The following is a 26,358-nucleotide window of genomic DNA, read 5'->3' as shown; positions in this document are numbered from 1 at the left end:
AGAATGAGAGAAATTAGACAATCAATAAAGTAAGGCAATCTAATGTTAAATAAATACACTTGGAGAGTTTTATGCTAATACATGACTATTACAAAGAATACCACCCCGACAAAGGGCGTTCTATTATGGCACATATTCGTAGAACAAGACATATTATGATGCCGTCGCATCGTTCTTGTTTTTCTTATTCTATCTTCAATTCTCAAATATCTTCATCTAATCACGCTGATTAAGCGTGCTTTCTGTAAGTACGCCTGTACTCTTTAGTACAGGCAGTTCGCTATTGTTAAATACAACAATACATTTAGAAATATAATTTTTATTCTCTTATGCATTGTTTCTGTATTTAATTTAGCCGATCTCATTCAAAAAACCTAATATATTACTTAATCTATTTTTATGCATGAAATATGAATAAATAAAAATAAGATTAATTAAAATATTAAGTTCAATTCTTATCCATTATTTAATAATAGTGGAAGGAATTTTATTACTTAAATAAAAAAGGAGTCATTTATGTTAAATTTAAAAATTGCATATAGTCCATTAATTCGACCTTACTTTAATACAACAAGAGCGTTAGTTTCTGTTCAAGAAACGGATTTTACTGATATAGGCGCTATAATACTTAGTGCTGAAGATATTGAAGATTATATTGATAACATACAGGCAACAGAATTTAATATTCCTGTCTTTGTTGCTGTTAAAGAAGGACAATTCCTAGACCCGAAATTCTTCGATAAAGTTTATCACGTTCAAGATTTGAACAATTATGATATTAATTTGTATAGTCGCCAAATTGAAACAGCGGCGCACCTCTACGAAGAAAAAGTATTACCCCCATTCTTCAAAATGTTGAGCGAGTATGTCGAAATGGGTAATTCAGCTTTCGATTGTCCTGGACACCAAGGTGGTCAGTACTTCCGCAAACATCCTGCTGGGCGATATTTATATGACTTTTACGGTGAAAATATTTTCCGCTCAGATATTTGTAATGCTGACGTAAAATTAGGCGATTTACTCATCCATGAAGGTGCAGCCTGTGATGCACAAAAACATGCGGCACAAGTATTTAATGCAGATAAAACATACTTCGTACTAAATGGGACCTCTTCTGCCAATAAAGTCGTTACTAATGCACTACTTACTCCAGGCGATCTTGTACTGTTTGATCGTAATAATCACAAGTCAATCCATCATGGCGCATTAATTCAAGCGGGTGCTACGCCAATTTACTTAGAAACCGCACGTAACCCATTTGGCTTTATCGGCGGTATTGATAATCATTGTTTTGATGAAGACTATTTAAAATCTTTAATCAAAGAAGTTGCTCCAGAAAAATTAAATCAGCAACGTCCATTCCGCCTTGCAGTGATTCAACTCGGCACTTATGACGGTACTATTTATAATGCTCGCCAAGTCGTCGATAAAATTGGTCATTTATGTGATTACATTTTATTTGATTCAGCTTGGGTAGGTTATGAGCAGTTTATTCCAATGATGAGAGATTGCACACCATTATTATTAGAATTAAATGAAAACGATCCGGGTATTTTCGTCACCCAATCTGTTCATAAACAACAGGCCGGTTTCTCACAAGCCTCTCAAATTCACAAAAAAGATAAACATATCAAAGGACAAGATCGTTACTGTAATCATAAACATTTTAATAATGCCTTTATGTTACATGCATCAACTAGCCCATTTTATCCGCTATTTGCCACTCTAGATGTAAACGCCAAAATTCAAGGTACGCCTGCTGGTATCCGTTTATGGCATGATTGTGTAAAAGTCGGTATTGAAGCGCGTAAAATGGTATTAAATAGCTGTGATCTGATTAAGCCATTCATTCCACCATATGTGAAAGGTAAAAAATGGCAAGATTATGACACAGAAGAAATGGCTAATAGTTTAGAGTTTTTCAAATTCCATGCTGAAGATAAATGGCATAAATTTGAAGGTTATGTAGATAATCAATATTTTGTTGATCCTTGCAAATTTATGTTAACGACACCAGGAATTGATATCGAAACTGGCGAATATGAAAAATTTGGTATACCAGCCACGATTTTAGCTAACTATTTACGCGAAAATGGCATCATTCCTGAAAAATGTGACTTAAATTCTATTCTTTTTTTACTAACACCAGCAGAAACGCTGACTAAAATGCAAACATTAGTTGCACAAATCGCTGCATTTGAACAGCACATCAAAAAAGACTCATTGTTAAAAGACGTTTTACCAACTGTTTATAAAAACAATGAAGAACGCTATGCAGGCTATACGATTAAACGTCTATGCCAAGAAATGCACGACCTCTATGTGAGTCGTAATGTCAAAACGTTACAACGCAATTTATTCAGAAAAGCGACACTGCCTGAATATGTCATGAATCCACATCAAGCCAATATTGAATTCGTACGTAATAAAGTAGAACTTGTGCCATTAACAGAAATCGTTAATCGGATCGCGGCAGAAGGTGCTTTACCATATCCGCCAGGCGTGCTTTGCGTTGTACCAGGCGAAAGATGGAGTAAGACTGCACAAGAATACTTCCTTGCGTTAGAAGAAGGTATCAATGTATTGCCAGGCTTTGCACCAGAAATTCAAGGCGTTTATTTACAAAAAGATCTTGATGGACGTACCCGTGCTTATGGATACGTATTAACCGAAAATTAAATCATTAACTAAAAAAGTGCGGTACAAACTTACCGCACTTTTGTGAGGACAAAATTATGAGTGCAAAAAATAATAAAATTGGTGTCGTTCAACTCACTATTCTTACTATGGTAAATATGATGGGTTCCGGCATTATCATGTTACCAACTAAGCTCGCTGAAATTGGTACCATTTCTATTGTCTCTTGGTTAGTCACAGCAGTGGGTTCCACTGCACTTGCCTATGCATTCGCACAATGTGGTATGTTCAGCAAAAAATCTGGGGGTATGGGCGGTTATGCAGAGTATTCTTTCGGTAAAGCTGGAAACTTCATGGCAAACTATACTTATGGTGTATCACTCATCATTGCCAATACGGCGATTGCAATATCTGCCGTTGGCTACGGTTCAGAATTACTTGAAGTTACACTTTCTCCAGTTGCTATCGCTGGATGGACAATTATTACGTTATGGTTAGCAACAGTATTAAACTTTGGTGGGGCAAGAATCACTGGGAATATCAGTTCATTTACTATTTGGGGTGTTATTATTCCTGTCGTAGGTCTCTGCTTTATTGGTTGGTATTGGTTTGATGGTGAAATGTATGTCAATTCTTGGAATCCACACAATGTTCCTACTTTTGAAGCTATTGGTGTTTCTATTTCAATGACATTATGGGCATTCTTAGGCTTAGAGTCAGCTTGCGCCAATACTGATGTTGTTGAAAATCCTGAACGTAATGTACCCATTGCAGTATTAGGAGGCACATTAGGTGCTGCGGTTATTTATATTGTATCAACGAATGTCATTGCAGGTATCGTGCCTAATATGGAACTTGCAAATTCGACTGCGCCATTTGGACTAGCATTCGCACATATGTTTGAAGAAACGACAGGTAAAATTGTCATGGGATTGATGGTGATGTCTTGCTTTGGTTCGCTTTTAGGCTGGCAATTCACGATTGCACAAGTGTTTAAAAGCTCCGCTGAAGAAGGCTATTTCCCTGCTTTCTTCAAAAAAGTTACTAGTAAAGATGCTCCAATTGTCGGTATGATAACTATTACAGCGATTCAAAGCCTACTTTCATTAATGACCATAAGCCCATCATTAAATAAACAATTTAATGTACTGGTTGATTTAGCCGTTGTCACTAATGTCATTCCATATTTATTATCAATGGCAGCTTTAATCGTGTTACAAAAAGTAGAAAAAGTACCTGAGAATAAAGCTAAAGTAACAACTATTGTCGCATTTATTGGTTCTGTTTATAGCCTATATGCGCTCTATGCTGCTGGCGAACAGGCAATGTTATACGGCTCTATTGCAACTTTCATTGGTTGGACATTATATGGTTTCGTATCCTATAAATTTGATATGAAAACAAAAGCGTAATTAGATCCTATTTGTTATGGTGCGATTTATTTTTATTAAATCGCACTTTTTATCCCAGTCACTTTCTCTTTTATCCACTAAATTTCTGCTTAGTCTTTTCACAAAATTAGAGTATAATCTTGCCGCGCAAACGTTTGCTTAAAATCCCATCATCAATCAATTCAAATTTAGGAGAATATATGCCAGTCAATTTACGTAACCGCCATTTCTTACGTTTAATGGATTTCACCCCAGCAGAAATTCAATTCCTACTCGAACTTTCTACAAATTTAAAAAAGGCAAAATACACAGGAACAGAACAACCTCGTCTAAAAGGAAAAAATATTGCATTGATTTTTGAAAAAACCTCTACTCGTACACGTTGCGCTTTTGAAGTTGCAGCTTATGACCAAGGAGCAAATGTCACTTATATTGGGCCGAGCAGTTCTCAAATCGGCCACAAAGAATCAATGAAAGATACCGCCAGAGTATTAGGTAGAATGTACGATGGCATTCAATATCGAGGATATGGTCAAGAACTCGTTGAAACGCTTGCAAATTATTCTGGTGTACCTGTTTGGAATGGGCTTACTGATGATTTTCATCCGACACAAATCCTTGCTGATTTTCTTACTATGCAGGAGCATGGCGAAGGAAAACGCCTAAATCAGATGAAAATGGCATATTTAGGCGATGCCAGAAATAATATGGGAAATTCTTTTGTAGAAGGTGCTGCATTAATGGGGGTTGACTTACGTCTTGTTGCACCAAAAGCCTATTGGCCAGAACAAAAACTACTTGATGAGGTCGCTGAAATTGTGCAAAAAACAGGTGCTCGCATTACTTGTACAGAAAATGTAGAAGAAGGCGTTAAAGACGTAGACTTCCTTTATACTGATATTTGGGTTTCAATGGGCGAACCAGAAGAAGCATGGGAACAGCGTATTAATTTAATGAAACCTTATCAAATTAATCGCGAATTACTCCAAAAAACAGGAAATCCAAAAGTCAAATTTATGCACTGTTTACCTGCGTTCCATGATGAAAATACGACGATTGGAAAAGAAATGGCGGCAAAATATGGTATGAATGGTTTAGAAGTGACTGATGATGTCTTTGAATCAGAGGCCTCTATTGTATTTGATGAAGCCGAGAATCGTTTACATACAATCAAAGCCGTCATGGTTGCGACATTAGGTAACTAACTCAATGCATATACCTTATATAAGGTAAACGAAACTCTCCAAAAATGCACCGCACTTTTGGAGAGTTTATGATTAATAGCCGCTTTGTATATCTAATAATACCTTGTCAAACATATCATAACGTTTTCGATACATTGAACGTTTTTTACTCTGAATTTCTTCTAATGGCTTACGTTCTATTTCCGTTGGAATCTGCCAATATTGGGCTAACTGTGCCTGATTCTCTTGCCAAAATTCATCATAATTAAATAATAAACGTGCAGAATCATTCCAACGATATTTTGCTTGTTGCTTATGCGGAATCCCAATTAATTCACAATTCAATGTTTGCGCGAATATTTTAAAAGCATTCACTAACATAAACATTGGACGCACACCATGTAATTGTTTTGTTGCAGCACGCACAAGATCTTGTGCATTTTCACCTTTCGGTCCTTGCATAGAGGCAATTAATAATTGATTCGGCGCCAAAAAAGTAAATGAGGCATCATAAAGACTTTGCCCAGTTTCATTATCTTGAATATTTAGTGAAAAAAAGCCTTCTAACGGATCAATATCATTAATATTCAATTTTAATGCTAAATTCTCTGTTAAATAGGACAACACAATCGATTTTTGTGTAATTAATTGTTTACAAAACATTGTACCTAATTTCTGCTGCGCTAAGACAAAATGCTGTATTATTGCATCTAAACGTTGTTGTGCACTAAAATTTTTATCACAATAAACATATAACAAGGTATTCACGCGATACAAATGTTGATTAAAAAGATCTGCCCATAACGGATGCTGATTTAAGAATGCTTCCAACATTTTGACCTGCCGATAACATAAGGTTATTCTTCCTATATAACGTAAAGATTCACGCAAACGTTTCAAAAAACGCTTTTCATGAGGATACATCTGCGCAAATGTAGGAAATGAGAATACAGTAGACATAACAACACCAAAATTGATTGGAAACAGAAAAGTAGGGGCAAATTCTAATAAAAAATAACCACACTTTCAATGCCAGATAGCAATAAAAGTGCGGTCTGTTTTAAAAAAGATTGCAGATTAGCCTTTCTTATTATTTAGCTGTGGTAAGAAAGAATCTTTTGCAATACTCAATAAACCTGTTTGCGTGTAAATGCCTAATTTATCACGAGTATCAACAATATCTAAATTACGCATAGTCAACTGTCCAATACGATCAACTGGATCAAATGGTGCATTTTCTACTTTTTCCATGCTCAAACGTTCTGGCATATAAGTTAAATTTGGCGATTCTGTATTAAGAATTGAATAATCATTACCACGGCGTAACGCCAAAGTGACCTCTCCAGTAATCGCTCGAGCAACCCAACGCTGTGCCGTCTCACGTAACATTAATGCTTGTGGGTCAAACCAACGTCCTTGATACAATAAACGCCCTAAACGTAAGCCATTAATACGATATTGCTCAATCGTGTCTTCATTATGAATACCACTCACTAAACGCTCATATGCAATATGTAATAATGCCATTCCCGGTGCTTCATAAATACCACGTGACTTCGCTTCGATAATACGATTTTCAATTTGATCTGACATACCTAAACCATGACGACCGCCAATTCGATTTGCTTCAAGGAAAAGTTCAACATGATCACTAAAGGTTTTGCCATTTAGCGCAACAGGGATCCCTTCTTCAAAACGTACCGTCACTTCTTCTGCTTTCACTTCTACATCATCACGCCAAAATGCCACGCCCATAATAGGTTTAACAATACGAATGCCTGTATTCAAAAACTCTAAATCTTTTGCTTCATGAGTTGCACCCAACATATTTGAATCTGTTGAATACGCTTTTTCGACAGACATTTTATATTCAAAACCATTGGCAATGAGGAATTCTGACATCTCATGGCGTCCACCTAATTCTTCAATAAATTGATTATCCAGCCACGGTTTATAAATTTTCAAATTTGGATTAGTTAATAAACCATAACGATAGAAACGTTCAATATCATTACCTTTGAAAGTACTACCATCCCCCCAAATATTCACATCATCTTCACGCATTGCAGAAACTAGCATCGTACCTGTTACAGCACGACCTAATGGTGTGGTATTAAAATAGGCAATGCCGCCAGTTGAGATATGAAAAGCACCACTTTGAATAGCAGCAATACCTTCATGCACTAGTTGTGCACGGCAATCAATCAAACGTGCATTCTCAGCACCATATTCCATCGCTTTACGCGGAATTGCATTATAGTCATCTTCATCTGGTTGACCCAAATTTGCAGTATAAGCATAAGGTACTGCCCCTTTTTGCCGCATCCACAATAATGCGGCACTGGTATCTAGCCCACCAGAAAATGCAATACCGACTTTTTGACCTTTTGGAAGTTGTTGTAAAATTGTGTTTGACATACTAAACCTTATTTTAAATAATTACGCAAAAAAAGTGATTAAATAATCACTTTATTATTTCAAAAACACAGCAGAAAGTCCACTACACTTTTCCCTATTTTGGCAACATCAAATAAGGATCAGGATATTGATAAACGAAATCAATTTCTTGACAAATCTTATCTGACAGAATGACGCGTACAGGATCTTTCTCTGAGCAAATGAAGTGCGGTGCTTCTATGCCTAACTTCTCCGCCATTGCTGAATAATATTCTGCTTTGCGCGGATGTTCAGGCGCAACCACATGGTATAAGCGTTGATAACTTGGTGTTTCCAGCAATAATTGAATCGCTCGAGCACAATCATCAAAATGCACTAAATTGACAGGTGAATTCCCTGCTCTGATTTCTTTGCCTGCAAGCGAATAGACTGGATGACGATCATCACCAACTAAACCACCAAAGCGGATAATATCGCAATCAATATTTTCTAATTGGAAAAGCCACTGTTCAACTTCCATAATCGCTTTTGCCATTTCTGACTGAGGTTGTGGTATACAAGACTCATCAAATTGTCCAGTGATCTCAGGAAACACAGATGTTGAGCTAATAAAGATAAGATGACTTATACCATGTAATAAGGCTTCATTGACTAAATTTTGAATGCCTAAAACATAATGTTTTGGATTAAAAAAGTACTGACTTGGTGGGATATTGATCACTAACGAATCTACTGACAGCAGCATAGTCAAATCATCAGGATCGGCATTAATTTCAGGGGTAAGCTCTAACGGATAAGACTCAAGGCGGATAAGCCGCATTTGCTCTGCCCCTTCATGAGTTCGTTTACTTCCTTTCACTTCCCAACCTAAATTTTTCAAATGGCGAGCTAAAGGTAAGCCTAACCAACCTAATCCCACTATTGAAACCGATTTCATAATTCTCCTTGCATTTTCATGTTGAAAAAAAGCTTCCTTCCCAAAGGAAGAAAGCTCATTTTCCGCTTATTTCGTTAACAAATCCAATGCTTCTTGGTATTTATCAACAGTTTTTTTAATCACCTCTACTGGCACTTTGGGTGCCGGAGGCTCTTTATTCCACCCACTATTTTCTAACCAATCTCGAATAAATTGTTTATCAAATGAAGGAGGATTAATACCTTCTTGGTAAGTCTCGACTGACCAAAAACGGCTTGAATCTGGTGTAAGTACTTCATCCATTAAAGTTAAAGTGCCACTTTCATCTAAACCAAATTCAAATTTAGTATCGCAAATAATAATACCTTTAGTTAATGCGTAATCTGCGGCAGCACGATAAAGTGCAATCGCTTTTTCTTTTACTTGTGCAGCAAGTTCTGTACCGATTAAATTTTCACATTCTTCATAACTAATATTAATATCATGATCACCTACTTCCGCTTTACTTGATGGCGTAAAAATAGGTTCTGGTAACTTACTGGCTTCAACGAGTCCTACCGGCAATGCTAAACCACAAATCGTACCCGTTTTCTGATAATCTTTTAAACCGCTACCAGTTAAATAACCACGTACAATAGACTCAATTTTAATTGGCTTCAAACGCTTACAGACTACTGCTCTATCTTTTACTAAGTCTGCTTCTGCTTTGGGTAACACATCATATACTGTTTCTCCAGTAAAATGATTCGGCATAATATGGGCTAATTTGTTAAACCAAAAATTCGAAATTTGTGTCAAAATTTCGCCTTTACGTGGAATTGGATCGTCTAAAATCACATCAAATGCCGATAGGCGATCTGTTGCAACCATCAACATACGCTTATCATCGATCTCATACAGATCACGCACTTTGCCTGAATAGATTTTGTTTAGACTCAGTTGTGTCATTTGTTTGCACCTTGTTTTTGTATTATAAAAATTGCGGCATATTGTAACGTACTTTACTCCGAAAGATAAGCAAACGTTTGCATTTTTTATTGATTGTATAAATAAATTTGAGAACAACGCCAAAATAAGCGAAAATAGCCCATTATTTTTTAACCTTATAAATGAATACACAAACAATGTCATTAAACGATTACCCACAACAAGTTAATAAACGTCGTACTTTTGCGATTATTTCCCACCCTGACGCGGGTAAAACCACTATCACAGAAAAAGTTCTACTCTATGGACAAGCTATTCAAACAGCAGGCTCTGTCAAAGGAAAAGGCTCAAGCGTACACGCCAAATCCGACTGGATGGAAATGGAAAAACAACGCGGTATTTCAATTACAACCTCTGTCATGCAATTTCCTTATAATGATTGTTTGGTCAATTTATTAGACACTCCGGGACATGAAGACTTCTCAGAAGATACTTACCGCACGCTAACCGCTGTAGATAGCTGTTTAATGGTGATCGATAGTGCAAAAGGGGTTGAGGAGCGTACTATTAAATTGATGGAAGTTACCCGCTTACGTGATACACCAATTCTCACCTTTATGAACAAATTAGACCGTGATATTCGCGATCCAATGGAATTACTTGATGAAGTAGAAAGCGTACTTAATATTCATTGTGCACCAATCACTTGGCCAATAGGTTGTGGTAAATTATTCAAAGGGGTTTATCATTTATATAAAGATGAAACCTATTTATACCAAACGGGACAAGGGCATACAATTCAACAAGTACGTATAATTCAAGGCTTAAATAATCCAGAACTCGATTGCGCTGTTGGTGATGATTTAGCGCAGCAGCTACGCGATGAATTAGAACTCGTCCAAGGTGCCTCAAATGAATTTGATCTTGATGCATTTTTAAACGGTGAGTTAACCCCTGTTTTCTTTGGTACTGCATTAGGTAACTTTGGCGTAGATCACTTTCTAGACGGTCTGACACAATGGGCACCTGCACCACAAGCACGCCAAGCAGATAACCGTACAGTTGAAAGCTCAGAACAAAAGCTCACTGGCTTTGTCTTCAAAATTCAAGCCAACATGGATCCCAAACATCGCGACCGCGTCGCATTTATGCGCGTAGTATCAGGTAAATATGAGAAAGGTATGAAACTTCGCCATGTACGTATTGGCAAAGATGTCGTGATTTCTGATGCACTTACATTTATGGCAGGTGATCGTACTCATGCAGAAGAAGCTTATGCTGGTGATATTATTGGCTTACACAATCACGGTACGATTCAAATTGGTGATACATTCACACAAGGCGAAGATTTAAAATTCACTGGAATTCCAAACTTTGCGCCTGAATTATTCCGCCGTATTCGCCTAAAAGATCCGCTTAAACAAAAGCAGTTGTTAAAAGGCTTAGTCCAGCTTTCAGAGGAAGGTGCTGTACAAGTATTTCGTCCCTTAATGAATAATGATTTGATTGTAGGGGCAGTCGGTGTACTTCAGTTTGATGTCGTTGTTTCGCGTTTAAAATCGGAATATAACGTGGAAGCTATTTACGAAAATATCAATGTAGCGACTGCACGCTGGGTTGAATGTACTGAAGCTAAAAAATTTGAAGAATTTAAACGTAAAAATGAACAAAATCTAGCACTAGATGGCGGCGATAACCTCACTTATATTGCACCAACAATGGTCAATTTAAATCTTGCGCAAGAACGTTATCCTGACGTACAGTTCTTCAAAACCAGAGAGCACTAAGTTATGCTAAAGTGCGGTTAAAAAATTTCTAAAATTTAAGCCGCACTTTTTGTACAAAATATCCTTTCAAAAAACAAGTATTAATTTATATTACCTATCAAAGTCATTATTACTAACAATTTCCGTTCTCTGCGAATAAGACGTATCATGTAGTTATGTTGCTCATTTGATGAGCTTTGTCTTAACGACTTATCATCGTTATTTAAATAAAATTTTGATTTTTTGATTATTGGAGAAATACCTATGACAACAGCAATTGGTTTATGCGCGACTTCATCTGAAAAATTAGCTAATGAACTGAATAATTTATTAGCTAATTATCAGGTTTTTTATACCAATGTACGCGGCTATCACTGGAACATTAAAGGCGTTAATTTCTTTGAGTTACATGCAAAATTTGAAGAAATTTACAATGACTTAGTAGTTAAAGTGGACGAAATCGCTGAACGTATTCTTACTTTAGGTCATACACCAAACAATGCTTACAGCCAATACTTAAAAGTCGCAACTATTGCAGAACATATTGGTGTAAGTAGCGCACAAGAATGCTTAACTGGTACGCTAAAAGGTTTTAAAGAGTTATTAAAACAACAACGTACAATCTTAGAAATTGCTGGAGAAGCTGATGATGAAGGTACAGCTTCACAAATGAGTGATTATATTAAAGAGCAAGAAAAATTAATTTGGATGTTTACTGCAGCTTACCAAAGTTGCAATGGATAAGCAAAAAAGTGCGGTTATTTTACCGCACTTTTCCATTAGGCATGGCAGAAAACGAAGATTTTCGTTTCATTAGCTAGGAGCAACCTTACTCTAAATTTTGGCGAGATTAACTAAACAGATGAAAAAATTAAAATAAAAAATTGCAGCCAATTCAACACTGGCTGCAATTTTTCAATCATTATAGATTTTCAATCGCTTGATATTGCCCTTTTAGCTTCTCAAGCCCTTCTTGATACTCACGCATTTTCTCACGCTCTTTCTCAATCACAGCAGGCGGTGCTTTAGCAACAAAAGCCTCATTTGATAACTTACTTTCAATACGCTTAACTTCACCAAGGTATTTCTCAATTTCTTTATTTAAACGAGCAAGTTCAGTTTCTTTATTGATAAATCCTGCCATTGGTACCAGTAATTCCATATTGTTAACCAATTTTGCAACAGAAAGCGGGGCATCTTCGTTTGCTTCAAGCACACGAATAGCATCTAACTTCGCCATAGCTTGAATTAAAGTGCGGTTGTTTTCCAAGCAATTTTGATCTGCTTTTGCAAGATTACGTAATAGTAGATCTAATCCTTTGCTTGGAGCAATATTACACTCAGCGCGAATATTACGTATTGCAACAATCACCTCTTTCATCCAGCTAATTTCTGCCTCTGCTTGATAATCTAGCGCGCTTTGCTCAAATATAGGGAATGCTTGTAACATAATGCTATCACCAGTGACACCTGCAAACGCTTTCACTTTCTGCCAAATTTCTTCTGTGATGAACGGCATCACTGGATGTGCTAAACGTAATAATTTTTCTAGCACATTAATTAAAGTTCGACTTGCACCACGTTTTTGTGCTGGACTACCATTAGCAAAAACAGGTTTAGTCAACTCTAGATACCAGTCACAGAATTGATTCCAAGTGAACTCATAAAGTGCCGTTGCACATAAATCGAAACGGAATTGTGCTAAAGCATTACGGAATGCTTCAACAGTGTGATTAAATTCCGATTGAATCCAACGATCTGCCACTGAATATTCTACTGAACCTTCGCTTAAATCTAACTTGTCATTCGTTAATACAAAACGACTCGCATTCCATAACTTATTACAGAAATTACGATAACCTTCTAAGCGTTTCATATCCCAATTAATATCACGCCCATTAGTAGCTAAAGCAGTTAAAGTAAAACGTAATGCATCAGTTCCATGTTCTGCGATGCCCTCAGGGAAAGCTTTAATTGTTGCTTTACTGATTTTTTCCGCCAATTGTGGCTGCATCATGTTACCAGTGCGCTTCTCTAATAGACTTTCAAGATCAATACCATCAATCATGTCTAATGGATCGATAACGTTACCTTTTGACTTGGACATTTTTTGTCCTTGCTCATCACGAATCAAGCCAGTGACATACACCGTTTTAAATGGCACTTGTGGTTTGCCATTTTCATCTTTCACAAAATGCATCGTGAACATGATCATCCGTGCAACCCAGAAGAAAATAATATCAAACCCCGTAATCAGCACATCTGTGGAATGGAACATTTTTAGATCTAGCGTTTGTTTTGGCCAGCCTAACGTTGAAAAGGTCCATAAACCTGATGAGAACCAAGTATCTAACACATCTTCGTCTTGTTTTAAGGTTAAATCTTCAGGTAAATTGTGTTTTATACGAGCTTCTTCTTCACTACGAGCGACATAAATATTGCCTTGCTCATCATACCAAGCTGGAATACGATGTCCCCACCATAATTGACGAGAAATACACCAATCTTGGATATCACGCATCCAAGAAAAATACAAATTCTCATACTGCTTTGGTACAAATTGAATTTCGCCTTCTTCTACCGCTTTTATCGCCACTTCTGCAAGCGGTTTTACGCTCACATACCATTGATCAGTTAACATGGGTTCAATTGGAACACCGCCACGATCGCCATAAGGTACCTTTAAATCATGTGGTTTAATCTCATCCAATAAACCAAGTACTTCAAAATCAGCGACGATTTGCTTACGAGCAGCAAAACGTTCCATACCTTGATATTTAGTCGGAATAAGTGCGGTGTAATTCTCAAGAATTTTACCATCTGAACCAATGATCTCAGCTTCAGAGCGAATATCTGCATTCAGCGTCATCACATTCACCATCGGCAGTTGATGACGTTTACCCACTTCATAGTCGTTAAAGTCATGAGCTGGCGTAATTTTTACTACACCAGTCCCAAATTCACGATCAACATACTCATCAGCAATGATTGGAATTTCACGATCAGCTAATGGTAATACTACAGTTTTCCCAATTAAAGATTGATAGCGTTCATCTTCTGGATGCACCGCTACTGCAGTATCTCCCAACATAGTTTCAGGGCGAGTAGTCGCCACGACTAAATAATCTTTACCATCTGCGGTTTTCACACCGTTGGCTAATGGATAACGGAAATGCCAAAGTGAACCTTTACTTTCTTTATTTTCTACTTCAAGATCAGAAATTGCGGTATGTAATTTGGGATCCCAATTTACTAAGCGTTTACCACGATAAATCAATCCTTCTTCGTGTAAACGGACAAACACTTCTTTTACTGCATCAGATAAACCTTGATCCATAGTAAAACGTTCACGCTCCCAATCAATTGAATTACCTAAGCGGCGCATTTGTTGGCTAATTGTACCACCAGAATAAGCTTTCCAATCCCAAATTTTATTAATGAAAGCTTCACGCCCATAATCGTGGCGCGTTTTACCCTCTTCTGCAGCAATTTTGCGTTCAACAACCATTTGCGTTGCAATTCCGGCATGGTCTGTCCCAGTTTGCCACAAGGTATTATGTCCTTCCATCCGATTAAAACGAATCAAAATGTCCATCAACGTTTGTTGGAAAGCATGCCCCATATGCAAACTGCCTGTTACGTTTGGTGGTGGGATAGCAATAGAATAACTTGGTTTTGAAGCATCTTCTGACGGTTTAAAATAACCACTTTCTTCCCAATGTTTATACCGGGTCTGTTCAACTGCAGATGGCGTAAAACGATCTGCCATTTCGAAGTTTTTTGTCATTATATTTCTCTGTGTATGTAAATTTACTTTAAACTATTTCGTTTTTTAGTTTTAAGCATAAGCATAAAATACTCGTGCTATTAATAAGCATTAATATAATCTCTAGACCCACTATTACCAAAAAAGAAATAAATCAAATTCTTTCATAAAATCAATAAAATAGCGATTTAAAGATGCCTTTAATCTAAACCAAAGCAGATCAAAATTACTTCTATCTATTTGTTGGAAAGTAAAAAAACTTCCCCCCACAAGTGCCGCAATTTTTAACCAAGAAAAACGCATTTCCATAGGCTTACTCCTGTTTTAGTTTTTTATAAAATGATTTTTAATTCATCTTCAAGTAACTATGTTGTTAATCGCGTCAATATTCATCAAGAATACAAATGTGATCAATTGAACTACTCAAAGTGTATTTTCATATTTCAATTAACTACAACTAGACATGCTTATAAAACAGCTAAAGCCGCTTCATAGTTGGGTTCTTGCTTAATTTCTGGTACTAATTCACTGTGTAATACAGTATTATTTTCATCTAATACAATCACTGCACGCGCGGTTAAACCCGCTAATGGGCCTTCTATAATATCCACGCCTAACTGTTTATGTACATCTTTATAACGAAAAGTAGACAATGTGATAACATTTTCAATCCCTTCAGCACCACAAAAACGTACTTGTGCAAATGGCAAATCTGCAGAAAGACATAATACCACTGTATTTTCTAAATGAGCCGCTTGTTCATTAAACTTACGTACCGATGTCGCACAAATACCAGTATCAATACTTGGAAAAAGATTTAGCACTTTACGCTTACCAGCAAAACTAGATAATGTAATGTTTTCTAATTTTGCATTGACTGTAGTGAAATCAGCAACATTTTCATGCGATTGTGGAAAACGACCTGATACTTCAATCTCGCTGCCTGCTAATGTAATTTTACTCATACGCTTTTCCTTTATTTATTCAATCTGATTGCTTAGATTAATTCCCCTATCCCACCCTTTTATTCAGATCAACACGTGGTAGTCACAATACAATTTGCGTTATACACATTCACTTATACGGAGCAAAAGTAGTTCAGAAAAATGAACTGCTCTTCGTTCCCATAGTGTGTGTTTTGTGTTCGCTTCTGAATAAAATACCTAAAAAATTGACCGCACTTTAAGCTCAATTAAAGACCATACTGCCAATTTGCTTGTTGCACTAAAATATCTAACTCGCGGTGCTGTTTTGCTAAATCATCTGCTTGTTTACGGATTACTTTAATATCAACAGATGAAAGCATTTTAATTTCACTACGGCTATAACGATCTTGTTCTGGTAAAGCTGCTTCTGCTAATTTAATAAGAGCAGAATGTTCATCTTTCAAACGATCTCGTTTCGCTAGAGCCTCAACCATTTTCATACCATTTGATAATGTAATCTGATTATTTGCTAGATTAATTTGCACAACTAATTTTTCTAAACTGTCTGCAACTTGGCGATATTCCATCAACAGTTCTATCGGGTTTTCTGCAGGTTTCTCGCCTTCTTGATACTTTGCATTTTGCTGCAAACGCTGATTAAGTTGTGCTAAACGACGCTGTGCATCGGCGCGTTGCATAAGGGCCTCAGCTAATTTCATCTTTTCTCCCTTTATTTCATCTGCTCTGTTGATAATTGCCAACCAAGCTGTCTAAGTTGCTTATAACGTTCGCGTGCTAAGACTTTCAGACTTTCTTCCGTTGGAACAAAATCAATAAGCTGATTAAAACTTCCAACATAATCTGGTACTGTCACTTGCAAATTGATCAATAAATCTCGTCGCTGTGCGTTACGCTTCCCCTTCCAACTAATTTCAATTGGGGTTGCATAAGTCGTGACTTCACCAGACAAATTATGGGGCACAAACTCATCAGCATCTCGTGCCCAAAGTGCTTCATCAATATCTAATGCTTGCTGTTCCGTTTCACAGGCGATTAATACTCGTTTGCCTAAACGCCATGCTGAAGCAGCTAAATCACAAGCTATTTTTTCGACATAGGAGTCAGTTCCTAACAAGTAAAATTGCGCATTTTTAAACATCGGCATATAAATCCTTTATTAAAGGTATAACTGGAAGATTTTAACGAAAAAGCATGTGAAGATAAAGCAATTGCTGCTTTTCAACTTGGCTTTTTCAAAACTTTTATAAAACTGACCGCACTTTATGATCTAAATCACAAAACCAAGTTTTGCTTGCAGCATAACATTCCACAAATAACGCTCAAGTGTTAGAATTTCAGCATTAATTTTCTTATATTTTTTAACAAGAGGTAACACTATGACATTTCGTATCGAAAAAGACACTATGGGTGAAGTTCAAGTGCCAGCAGATAAATATTGGGCGGCTCAAACAGAACGCTCACGCAATAATTTCAAAATTGGTCCTGAAGCCTCAATGCCACAAGAAATTATTGAAGCCTTTGGTTATTTAAAAAAAGCGGCAGCCTATGCTAACCATGATTTAGGTGTTTTACCTGTCGAAAAACGTGATTTAATCGCCCAAGCTTGTGATGAAATCTTAGCTAATAAACTAAATGATCAATTCCCACTCGTGATTTGGCAAACAGGTTCAGGTACCCAATCAAATATGAATCTCAATGAAGTCATTTCTAACCGCGCTCACGTTTTAAACGGCGGCAAGTTAGGTGAAAAATCTATCATTCATCCAAATGATGATGTCAACAAATCTCAATCTTCAAATGATACTTATCCAACTGCAATGCACATTGCAGCTTATAAAAAAGTCGTTGAGGTCACGATTCCTTGTGTAGAACGCTTACAAAAAACTTTCGCGCAAAAAGCAGAAGCATTTAAAGATGTCGTGAAAATTGGTCGAACTCACTTAATGGATGCAACGCCACTCACACTAGGGCAAGAATTCAGTGCTTATGCTGCACAATTAGATTTTGGTCTGCGTGCATTAAAAAATACATTACCTCATTTAGCGCAATTAGCTTTAGGTGGTACCGCTGTTGGTACAGGGTTAAATACACCAAAAGGCTATGATGTCAAAGTTGCTGACTATATCGCTCAATTTACAGGTTTGCCATTTATTACTGCAGAAAATAAATTTGAAGCACTGGCGACGCATGATGCAATTGTTGAAACACACGGCGCCTTAAAACAACTTGCGGTATCTTTATACAAAATCGCAAACGATATTCGTTTATTAGCTTCTGGTCCACGCTCTGGCATTGGTGAAATCTTAATCCCTGAAAATGAACCAGGTTCATCTATTATGCCTGGTAAAGTCAACCCAACTCAATGTGAAGCCATGACAATGGTTTGTGCACAAGTATTAGGCAATGACACCACAATCTCTTTTGCTGGCACACAAGGTCACTTCCAGTTGAATGTATTCAAACCAGTGATGGCATATAACTTCTTACAATCTGCGCAACTCCTTGCCGATGCTTGTGTGTCATTCGATGAGCATTGCGCAATAGGTATTGAACCTAACTATCCTCGCATCAAGAAACAACTTGATGACTCTTTAATGTTAGTTACTGCACTTAATACTCATATCGGCTATGAAAATGCCGCTAAAATTGCTAAAACAGCACATAAAAATGGAACAACATTAAAAGAAGAAGCAATTAATCTGGGTCTAGTGACGGCAGAACAATTTGATGAATGGGTTCGTCCAGAAGACATGGTTGGTAGCTTAAAATAAGTCAATAAATTTCCAATGAAGGCGAACGTAAAGTTCGCCTTTTTTTTATTTGTTTTGTTATAATCAGCGCCAATTATATGTTTATGGTGAGTTTATAATGAAACTTAATGCATTAATATTTTCAATTTTGTGCTTATTTTCAACAACACTTTCAGCACAATGGCTGAATGTGGGAAAAGCTGATTATAATTGGGGTCCTTTCCATGTTTATACGATTAGCCTTTACACCGAAACTGGACATTATGAAGAAAACTTACGCCCATTAATGTTAACATTTAACTATGCCAAACCAATTGAAGGCAAAAATTTTGCAATTAGCTTAGTCAAAGAAATAGATAATTTAAAGCTTAAGGATATTGACGGCAAACAATACCTCGTTATGCTCAAAGAGATTTTTCCTGATATCTCCCCAAATGATGTCTTAAATTATATCGCACTTGAAGATCGTGGCTATTTTGTACTCAATGACACTATTTTAGATAAAGAGTTCGATACCCAATTTACCCAAGCATTAATTGCAATTTGGCTATCACCGAATACGAACTTTCCTAAACTACAACCTAAATTATTAGGCGATGAAAAACAGGAAGCAAGTGATGAAAAAGCACCAAATTCAACGCCTAAAATAGCTCCACTGACCGAAGATTCAGCAAATCCAGAATTACCCCCCAATTATCAATTAGAAAATAGAAACAATGAATTTTCACAATTAAAATAAAAAAGTCTGCCTTAATTATAAGACAGACTTTTAATCAGAAAACTTCAAAGATTATTTTTTTAATACTAAGACGACTGATTCACCAACAACAACTTCGCCTGTTTTCTTCTCAATATTACTAATTTCATCCATATTCGAAATGACAACAGGAGTAAGTACAGATTTCGCTTTTGCTTCAAGTACTTCTAAGTCAAATTCAATTACAGTATCGCCACGCTTAACTGTTTGACCTTCTTGCGCAATACGTTTAAATCCTTCGCCTTTTAATTCAACAGTATCAATACCAAAGTGAACGAATAATTCTACGCCATCTTTTGATTCCATTGAGAATGCATGATTAGTTTCAAAGATTTTACCAATCACACCATCAACAGGTGCAACCATTTTATTACCCGTTGGACGAACAGCAATACCATCCCCAACAATTTTCTCAGAAAAAACAACATCTGGTACATCTTCAATATTTACAATCTCACCAGAAAGCGGAGCAAAAATTTCCACTTCAACGGCTTTTTTGTCTTTTGAACCAAATAATTTGTCGAATAAACCCATTTTAGTCTCCTACTAAGTAAATGCGTTTATATTTTAGCGTAAAATTTTGAGCTTGTATCTAATTTAATGCTTTTTCAACTAAAAAATCTTCTACTAATTGTTCAATTTCAGCTGCTGTTGGCTGCTGTAACGCTTTAGCGGCTAACGCCTTGGCATCTGCATAATCAACATTGCGAATCAATTTTTTAATACGTGGTACAGAAATAGCACTCATACTAAATTCATCAAGCCCCATACCTAGCAATAAAATTGTAGCTTTTTCATCACCTGCTAATTCACCACACATTCCTGTCCACTTACCCTCTGCATGTGACGCGTCAATCACTTGTTTAATTAAATTTAACACCGATGGTGACATAGGATTATATAGATGAGAGATTAATTCATTACCACGATCTACCGCTAAAGTATATTGCGTTAAATCATTTGTACCAATACTAAAGAAATCAACTTCTTTTGCTAAGAATTTTGCGTTAACTGCTGCCGCTGGTGTTTCCACCATCACACCAATTTGAATTTCTTCATCAAAGGCTTTACCTTCATTACGTAATTCTTGTTTTAATGTATCAATGACTGCTTTTAATTCACGAATTTCTTCAACAGAAATAATCATTGGGAACATAACCGCTAACTTACCAAACGCCGAAGCTCGTAGAACTGCTCTTAATTGCGCATGTAAAATCTCACGACGGTCTAATGCAATACGTACTGCTCGCCAGCCTAGAAATGGGTTCATTTCTTTTGGTAAGTTCAAGTAAGGCAGCTCTTTATCTCCCCCAATATCCATCGTACGTAACACAACGAGGCGCCCATTCATTGCTTCTACTACTTCTTTATACGCAATAAATTGTTCTTCTTCAGTTGGGAGTTGGTCACGATCCATAAATAAAAATTCTGTACGATATAAACCAACACCTTCAGCACCATTACGCTCTGCACCTTCTACATCACGAATCGTACCAATATTGGCAACAACATCAACACGATGCCCATCCAACGTTAATGCTGGCAAATCTTTTAATTTGGCTAACTCAGCTTTTTCTTCTGCTAGTTTTTGCTCTAATGTTTTTAAACGTGTAATTTCTTGCTGCGAAGGGTTAACATAAACTGCATTATTTACAGCATCAAGAATTAGGTAATCACCTGTATTCACCAGCTCTGTGATATTATTCGTACCAACAATAGCTGGAAGCTCCAAAGAACGTGCCATAATCGAAGTATGTGATGTCCTACCACCAATATCGGTAATAAAACCTAACACTTTCTCTAAATTTAACTGTGCTGTTTCAGAAGGCGTTAAATCATAAGCAACTAAAATCGCTTCTTCATTAATATCACCCAAATCAACAATATGCATACCTAAAATATTTTTAATCAGACGATTACCAATATCACGGATATCACCAGCACGCTCTCTTAAATATTCATCATCAATTTCCGAAAGCATAGTCACTTGCTGATCAATAATCTTACTTGCGGCAACGCCTGCATTCACTTTATTTGTCCGTAAATAGTCGATGATTTCTTCTTCTAATTCTTCATCTTCTAAAATCATTAAGTGACCTTCAAAAATTGCTGCTTTCTCTTCACCTAATGTTTTTTCTGCACGGTCTCGAATTGCACTGAGTTGCTCAACAGCCGCTTCACGCCCTTGATAAAAACGCGCTATCTCAGATTCAATCTGAGTCTCACTGATTTTTCGCATATCAAGTACAATTTTTTCTTCTTTAAGCACTAATGCTTTACCAAAAACAATACCTGGTGAAGCTGGAATTCCTGAAATCATATATAACCCTTCCGAAATATATTAAATTTGATGATAAAAAGAAAAATAATAGCCATAATGTTTATCACATTATGGCTAACAACAATTATTCTAATGTTGGGATAAGCGCGACTAAATGCTCCACCGCTTTTTGCTCATCCTCACCTTCAGCTGAAATTGTAATAACCGTACCTTGTGTTAATGCTAAAGTTTGTAATTTAAACAAACTCTTCGCACTTGCACTTTTACCCGCTGAAGTGACAGTAATATCAGAAGCGAATGCTTTTGCTTCTTTCACAAACTGCGCTGCAGGACGAGTGTGTAATCCATTTGGTGCAATAATTTCAACTTCTTTTGAGTACATGATTTTTTCCTCTAAACAAAATAATTAAAGTAAAATAAGCAATAAATGATCACTTGCTCATTTTTTGCATATTACATTTATTTTTCAATAAAAAATAAATATGTAGGTAGTATCAATCTTAGAAACCAAATAATCAAGGTGAATCAAATAAAAACTTGAGGCAGATCACAAAAAAGCACTCAAAAAGAGTGTTTTTTAGTCCTTCATTAACATTCAATTAACGACTATGAGTCTAGCGTAAAATGACGTTGTGATTTCGTTTCATTGAGACTAGCAATAAGGCGATGGTAATTATCAAAGCGCACCGAATGAATCTTTCCTGATGCCACCGCTTCACGTAATGCGCAGCCCGGATCAGATAAATGTTTACAATCTCGAAATTTACACGTGCCTAAAAAATATTGGAATTCGCGATATCCTTTAGTGATTTGTTCTTGTTCTAAATGCCATAAGCCAAACTCACGAATCCCTGGGGAATCAATTAAATTACCTCCTTGAGGAAGATGATATAAGCGAGAAGATGTAGTAGTATGTTGCCCTAATCCTGAATTCTCACTGATATCGCCGGTTTGCGCATTAACATTAGGTAAAATATGATTAATTAAGCTTGATTTCCCCACACCAGATTGTCCAACAAAAATTGAAGTGCCTTCAGACAAAAGTGCGGTCAGTTTTTCCATATTTTCGCCTGATTGTGCTGATAAGATGAGGGTTTGATAACCAATCTGCTGATAAACTTTCAATTGTTCTTCAACTTGTTGGCGCTCTAACTCAGTCAATAAATCCGCTTTATTTACCACAACTACTGCTGGAATATTTGCGGTTTCACAGATAACTAAATAACGATCAATAATATTTAAAGATAATGTAGGTAATATCGCAGAGACAATAATGATACGATCAATATTTGCGGCGATCACTTTTAAACCATCATAATAATCAGGACGCGCAATTTCATTTTGACGCGGTTTGATCGCCTCAATAACACCACTGACACCTTGTAATTGCGCATTCCCTTTCCGCCAAACAACTTGATCACCCACTACAACATCAGCTAAAGTGCGCCGTAAATTACAACGAAAAATCTCACCATGAATGTCTTCGACATCCACATGAATCGAATAACGTGTGACAATCACCCCATCTTGTGATTCGCTTAACATATCATCTTGCCATTCAACTTCTTTCTTTTCTTTACGTTGATGACGATGTAATACTTTTACATTTTTTGATTGAATACGGCGTTTTTGATTCTGCGTTAATTTACGTTTACTCAATGGCTTATCCCTAAAAGTGCGGTCGTTTTTTCACAAATTTTCCGCTAAAATACAGAAAAAATATTTTTATAGGATAACATTATGCAATTAGATAAACAAAATCTCATTTGGATCGATCTAGAAATGACAGGCTTAGATCCTGAAAGAGAACGTATTATAGAAATTGCGACAATTGTAACAGATAAAAACCTCAATATTTTAGCCGAAGGGCCTGTTTTGGCGATTCACCAACCTGATGAGCTGTTAGCTAAAATGAGTGAATGGTGTACAAAAACACATACAGCAAATGGTTTAATTGAACGTGTTAAAAATAGCCGCCTCACTGAACGTGCAGCTGAATTACAAACAATAGACTTTTTAAAAAAATGGGTACCCAAAGGCGCGTCACCTATCTGTGGTAATAGCATTTCGCAAGACAAGCGCTTCTTATTTAAATATATGCCTGAGCTTGCAGAGTATTTTCATTATCGCCACCTAGATGTCAGTACATTAAAAGAGCTAGCATCACGTTGGAAACCAGAAGTACTTAACACTTTTCAAAAGAAAAATACCCACCTTGCATTAGACGATATCCGAGAATCAATTGCTGAATTAGCTCACTATCGTAAACACTTTATTAAATTAGAGGAAAAATGATGTTTAAATATCGGGTCAAAGACTATTCTAATGAAAAAATTGATGTCATTTTTCAAGTTGGCAGTGTTTCACTTGCAATCATGCTCGTAGAAAAAATGGAAATAGCACAACGTATTAAATAAAATAGGGGGATTATGACAATGTCCTCTTTTTTGGCATATCGTTGAATATCTAAGCAAAGCGACTTTTTTCTGCATTTTACACTTGCACCCTTAAAAATTTTTCGTATAATACCGCCCTATCGCTATTAATCAGCGTTAAATTCTGTGATGCGGGAATAGCTCAGTTGGTAGAGCACGACCTTGCCAAGGTCGGGGTCGCGAGTTCGAGCCTCGTTTCCCGCTCCAATCACAATATTCAATCTTTCAATGCGGGAATAGCTCAGTTGGTAGAGCACGACCTTGCCAAGGTCGGGGTCGCGAGTTCGAGCCTCGTTTCCCGCTCCAAAATCACTTTATTCTTGACTGTAAATTTCATTATTTATTGCGCTTTTATCTTTCTTTTTATTAAAGAAAATACGCTTTTAGGCTATGTTATCCAATAAAAGTGCGGTACAATTCTGGGCTATTTTAAAATGTAATTTAATGGTAAACAAAGCATAAACTCATGACTAATGTATCTTGCTATTCCCAGTATATCCTTGATGAAAATGCAATGTGCCAATTTGGCGCTCAACTTGTCAGTGTCATCAATGAGCTTAATACACAAAAAGCAATTACTTTCTATTTAAATGGGGATTTAGGTACAGGCAAAACCACTTTAAGTCGCGGAATCATTCAAGCGTTAGATCATCACGGTAATGTAAAAAGCCCAACTTATACTTTAGTTGAAGAATATCATTTACCAAATAAAACAGTTTATCATTTTGATTTATACCGTTTAAGTGATCCCGAAGAGCTTGAGTTCATGGGCATTCGTGATTATTTCAATAATAATTGCTTGTGCTTAATAGAATGGGCAGAAAAAGGGCAAGGTTTACTTGCCGAAGCTGATTTACTCGTCAATATTATCTATGCGGATAGTGCTCGTAATATTGAATTAATAGCAAACACGACACTAGGCGAACAAATTATTGCCAAGTTAACACAAACAACGTAATACGATGAAAAAGCATAATTTTATTTTATTTTTCTTAGCTATTTCCTTTTTTATTTCAATACCATCATTTGCCAATAATTTATGGATTATTGCAATTGATCCTGGTCACGGTGGTACCGATCCCGGTGCAATTAGCCGTAATTTAAAAATGTATGAAAAAAATGTGACGTTATCCATTGCCAGAGAATTAAAAGTGTTACTTGATAAAGATCCGAATTTTCGTGGTGTCCTGACTCGAACTGGCGATTACTTTATTTCTGTGCCTAAACGTTCTGAAATTGCCCGCAAGCATAAAGCTAATTTACTCGTTTCTATCCATGCAGATTCTAATTTATCACCTAATTTACGCGGTGCATCTGTTTGGGTGTTGTCAAATCGCCGAGCGAACAGTGAGATGGGACAATGGCTAGAAGATCACGAAAAACGTTCAGAACTACTCGGTGGTGCAGGTACGGTACTTTCTTCACATAATGAAAAATACTTAGATCAAACGGTACTCGATTTACAATTTGGTCATAGCCAACGTGTTGGTTATGAATTAGGTTCAATTGTGTTAAAACGCTTTGCTAAAATTACAACTTTAAATCGTAGTACACCACAGCATGCCAGTTTAGGTGTATTACGTTCACCAGATATTCCTTCAATTTTGGTAGAAACAGGTTTTTTATCAAATACTGATGAAGAAAAAAAACTAAGCACTTTAGCTTATCGCAAGAAAGTCGCTTATATGATTTATGAAAGTTTAGTGGAATACCGCAAAAAAACTGTTGTCAATGAGCCTAAAACACCAGCTAAAACGGCAGCTGCAAAAATGACTGAAAACAAATTAGCTGTTACTGATAGTGGTATTCGTCATAAAGTAAAATCAGGTGAAACGTTAAATGGTATTGCTAAAAAATATGGTGTAAAAATGAGCGATCTTATCGCATTAAATCGATTAAAGCGTCGTGAATTATGGATTGGTGAAACATTAAAAATTCCAAGTGACGCAAAAACACCAAGTAAATCTGATAAAACAAGCAACAAAGTCGTTGAAACAAAAACTGAGCCTCCTACGCAAGGCAGCACAGATACTCAAGCAATAAACACGAATATACCGAAATATCATACAGTGACGAAAGGACAAACTTTGTATGCTATTGCACGAAAATATAATATTCCACCAGCACAGTTATTGAAATTAAACCCTAATTTAAAAAATGGAAAAGTCCTGACCGGACAAAAAATTAAATTAAGAGACTAACCT

At 36.6% G+C, this 26,358-nt stretch carries 25 protein-coding genes and 2 tRNA genes; 14 read left to right on the top strand and 13 right to left on the bottom strand.

The genetic code is table 11. From position 1 onward, the window contains the following. Positions 1-71 precede the first annotated feature (71 nt). The 4 genes from speFL (at position 72) to argF (ending at position 5,233) form a co-directional block, all read left to right on the top strand. Positions 72-233 carry a leader peptide SpeFL gene (gene speFL / locus C0975_RS11695; protein WP_101775929.1) on the top strand — a complete coding sequence of 54 codons (162 nt, stop codon included), beginning with the start codon at positions 72-74 and terminating at the stop codon, positions 231-233. Positions 234-516: 283 nt separating this feature from the next. Continuing rightward, the gene (gene speF, locus C0975_RS08300) at positions 517-2,679 is read left to right on the top strand and encodes an ornithine decarboxylase SpeF (RefSeq protein ID WP_101775928.1); all 2,163 of its coding nucleotides are present in this window, start codon (positions 517-519) and stop codon (positions 2,677-2,679) included. A 56-nt stretch (positions 2,680-2,735) separates the two neighbouring features. Continuing rightward, complete coding sequence (gene potE, locus C0975_RS08295) at positions 2,736-4,049, top strand: putrescine-ornithine antiporter (RefSeq protein ID WP_101775927.1); 1,314 nt, start codon at positions 2,736-2,738, stop codon at positions 4,047-4,049. Positions 4,050-4,228: 179 nt separating this feature from the next. Further along, complete coding sequence (argF, locus tag C0975_RS08290; RefSeq protein ID WP_101775926.1) at positions 4,229-5,233, top strand: ornithine carbamoyltransferase; 1,005 nt, start codon at positions 4,229-4,231, stop codon at positions 5,231-5,233. A gap of 72 nt (positions 5,234-5,305) precedes the next feature. Here the strand turns inward: argF and C0975_RS08285 are convergent, their stop codons facing one another. The 4 genes from C0975_RS08285 to C0975_RS08270 form a co-directional block, all read right to left on the bottom strand. After that, entirely contained in the window at positions 5,306-6,172 is an 867-nt protein-coding gene (locus C0975_RS08285; protein ID WP_101775925.1) for a VirK/YbjX family protein, read from the bottom strand. 117 nt (positions 6,173-6,289) lie between these two features. Then, positions 6,290-7,630: an argininosuccinate synthase gene (argG, locus tag C0975_RS08280; protein ID WP_101775924.1), complete on the bottom strand. Its 1,341-nt coding sequence runs from the start codon at positions 7,628-7,630 to the stop codon at positions 6,290-6,292. A 94-nt stretch (positions 7,631-7,724) separates the two neighbouring features. Next, the gene (locus tag C0975_RS08275) at positions 7,725-8,546 is read right to left on the bottom strand and encodes an SDR family oxidoreductase (RefSeq protein ID WP_101775923.1); all 822 of its coding nucleotides are present in this window, start codon (positions 8,544-8,546) and stop codon (positions 7,725-7,727) included. A 66-nt stretch (positions 8,547-8,612) separates the two neighbouring features. After that, positions 8,613-9,473 carry a phosphoribosylaminoimidazolesuccinocarboxamide synthase gene (locus C0975_RS08270; protein WP_101775922.1) on the bottom strand — a complete coding sequence of 287 codons (861 nt, stop codon included), beginning with the start codon at positions 9,471-9,473 and terminating at the stop codon, positions 8,613-8,615. Positions 9,474-9,649: 176 nt separating this feature from the next. Here C0975_RS08270 and prfC point away from each other — a divergent pair, with 176 nt between their 5' ends. Beyond that, positions 9,650-11,239 (top strand): peptide chain release factor 3, encoded by a 1,590-nt coding sequence (gene prfC, locus C0975_RS08265; RefSeq protein ID WP_101775921.1) that lies wholly within the window; start codon positions 9,650-9,652, stop codon positions 11,237-11,239. A gap of 243 nt (positions 11,240-11,482) precedes the next feature. Next, positions 11,483-11,962: a Dps family protein gene (locus tag C0975_RS08260; RefSeq protein WP_101775920.1), complete on the top strand. Its 480-nt coding sequence runs from the start codon at positions 11,483-11,485 to the stop codon at positions 11,960-11,962. Between the two features lie 178 nt (positions 11,963-12,140). On the opposite strand, the gene C0975_RS08255 is transcribed toward C0975_RS08260, so the two are convergent. The 5 genes from C0975_RS08255 to C0975_RS08240 all read right to left on the bottom strand — a co-directional run bounded on the left by C0975_RS08255 (position 12,141) and on the right by C0975_RS08240 (position 17,069). Beyond that, on the bottom strand, positions 12,141-15,005 hold the full coding sequence (locus C0975_RS08255) for a valine--tRNA ligase (RefSeq protein ID WP_101775919.1): 2,865 nt from the start codon (positions 15,003-15,005) through the stop codon (positions 12,141-12,143). A gap of 114 nt (positions 15,006-15,119) precedes the next feature. Next, positions 15,120-15,293, bottom strand: coding sequence for a hypothetical protein (locus C0975_RS11390; protein ID WP_167383050.1), 174 nt, complete (start codon positions 15,291-15,293; stop codon positions 15,120-15,122). 158 nt (positions 15,294-15,451) lie between these two features. Beyond that, on the bottom strand, positions 15,452-15,949 hold the full coding sequence (gene tpx / locus C0975_RS08250; protein ID WP_101775918.1) for a thiol peroxidase: 498 nt from the start codon (positions 15,947-15,949) through the stop codon (positions 15,452-15,454). Positions 15,950-16,176: 227 nt separating this feature from the next. Further along, on the bottom strand, positions 16,177-16,629 hold the full coding sequence (locus tag C0975_RS08245) for a DIP1984 family protein (protein ID WP_101775917.1): 453 nt from the start codon (positions 16,627-16,629) through the stop codon (positions 16,177-16,179). Between the two features lie 11 nt (positions 16,630-16,640). Next, positions 16,641-17,069 carry a DNA polymerase III subunit chi gene (locus tag C0975_RS08240; RefSeq protein WP_101776015.1) on the bottom strand — a complete coding sequence of 143 codons (429 nt, stop codon included), beginning with the start codon at positions 17,067-17,069 and terminating at the stop codon, positions 16,641-16,643. 238 nt (positions 17,070-17,307) lie between these two features. On the opposite strand from C0975_RS08240, the gene fumC reads away from it, so the two are divergent. Both fumC and C0975_RS08230 read left to right on the top strand, forming a co-directional pair. Beyond that, positions 17,308-18,702 (top strand): class II fumarate hydratase, encoded by a 1,395-nt coding sequence (fumC, locus tag C0975_RS08235; protein WP_101775916.1) that lies wholly within the window; start codon positions 17,308-17,310, stop codon positions 18,700-18,702. Positions 18,703-18,799: 97 nt separating this feature from the next. Beyond that, the gene (locus C0975_RS08230) at positions 18,800-19,420 is read left to right on the top strand and encodes a hypothetical protein (protein ID WP_101775915.1); all 621 of its coding nucleotides are present in this window, start codon (positions 18,800-18,802) and stop codon (positions 19,418-19,420) included. 51 nt (positions 19,421-19,471) lie between these two features. On the opposite strand, the gene crr is transcribed toward C0975_RS08230, so the two are convergent. The 4 genes from crr to rsgA all read right to left on the bottom strand — a co-directional run bounded on the left by crr (position 19,472) and on the right by rsgA (position 23,378). Further along, entirely contained in the window at positions 19,472-19,972 is a 501-nt protein-coding gene (gene crr / locus C0975_RS08225; protein WP_101775914.1) for a PTS glucose transporter subunit IIA, read from the bottom strand. A 58-nt stretch (positions 19,973-20,030) separates the two neighbouring features. Then, on the bottom strand, positions 20,031-21,758 hold the full coding sequence (gene ptsI, locus C0975_RS08220; RefSeq protein WP_101775913.1) for a phosphoenolpyruvate-protein phosphotransferase PtsI: 1,728 nt from the start codon (positions 21,756-21,758) through the stop codon (positions 20,031-20,033). 85 nt (positions 21,759-21,843) lie between these two features. Continuing rightward, on the bottom strand, positions 21,844-22,101 hold the full coding sequence (gene ptsH / locus C0975_RS08215; protein ID WP_049215968.1) for a phosphocarrier protein Hpr: 258 nt from the start codon (positions 22,099-22,101) through the stop codon (positions 21,844-21,846). Between the two features lie 224 nt (positions 22,102-22,325). After that, positions 22,326-23,378: a small ribosomal subunit biogenesis GTPase RsgA gene (gene rsgA / locus C0975_RS08210; RefSeq protein ID WP_101775912.1), complete on the bottom strand. Its 1,053-nt coding sequence runs from the start codon at positions 23,376-23,378 to the stop codon at positions 22,326-22,328. 81 nt (positions 23,379-23,459) lie between these two features. Here rsgA and orn point away from each other — a divergent pair, with 81 nt between their 5' ends. From orn to C0975_RS08185, 6 genes are all read left to right on the top strand, one after another. Next, entirely contained in the window at positions 23,460-24,014 is a 555-nt protein-coding gene (gene orn / locus C0975_RS08205) for an oligoribonuclease (RefSeq protein WP_101775911.1), read from the top strand. Then, positions 24,014-24,136 carry a hypothetical protein gene (locus tag C0975_RS11690; protein WP_281255524.1) on the top strand — a complete coding sequence of 41 codons (123 nt, stop codon included), beginning with the start codon at positions 24,014-24,016 and terminating at the stop codon, positions 24,134-24,136. Before orn ends, C0975_RS11690 begins: the two co-directional genes overlap by 1 nt. Positions 24,137-24,285: 149 nt before the next feature. Beyond that, positions 24,286-24,361: transfer RNA gene (locus C0975_RS08200), tRNA-Gly, on the top strand. 23 nt (positions 24,362-24,384) lie between these two features. Further along, a tRNA-Gly gene (locus tag C0975_RS08195) sits at positions 24,385-24,460 on the top strand. A gap of 160 nt (positions 24,461-24,620) precedes the next feature. Then, on the top strand, positions 24,621-25,112 hold the full coding sequence (gene tsaE / locus C0975_RS08190) for a tRNA (adenosine(37)-N6)-threonylcarbamoyltransferase complex ATPase subunit type 1 TsaE (RefSeq protein ID WP_101775910.1): 492 nt from the start codon (positions 24,621-24,623) through the stop codon (positions 25,110-25,112). A gap of 4 nt (positions 25,113-25,116) precedes the next feature. Then, positions 25,117-26,355 (top strand): N-acetylmuramoyl-L-alanine amidase, encoded by a 1,239-nt coding sequence (locus C0975_RS08185; RefSeq protein WP_101775909.1) that lies wholly within the window; start codon positions 25,117-25,119, stop codon positions 26,353-26,355. Positions 26,356-26,358: the final 3 nt, after the last annotated feature.

This window comes from Pasteurella oralis, from assembly GCF_002850605.1.
Lineage (GTDB): Bacteria > Pseudomonadota > Gammaproteobacteria > Enterobacterales > Pasteurellaceae > Pasteurella > Pasteurella oralis.
This window is presented reverse-complemented; position numbering and strand designations above follow the sequence as displayed.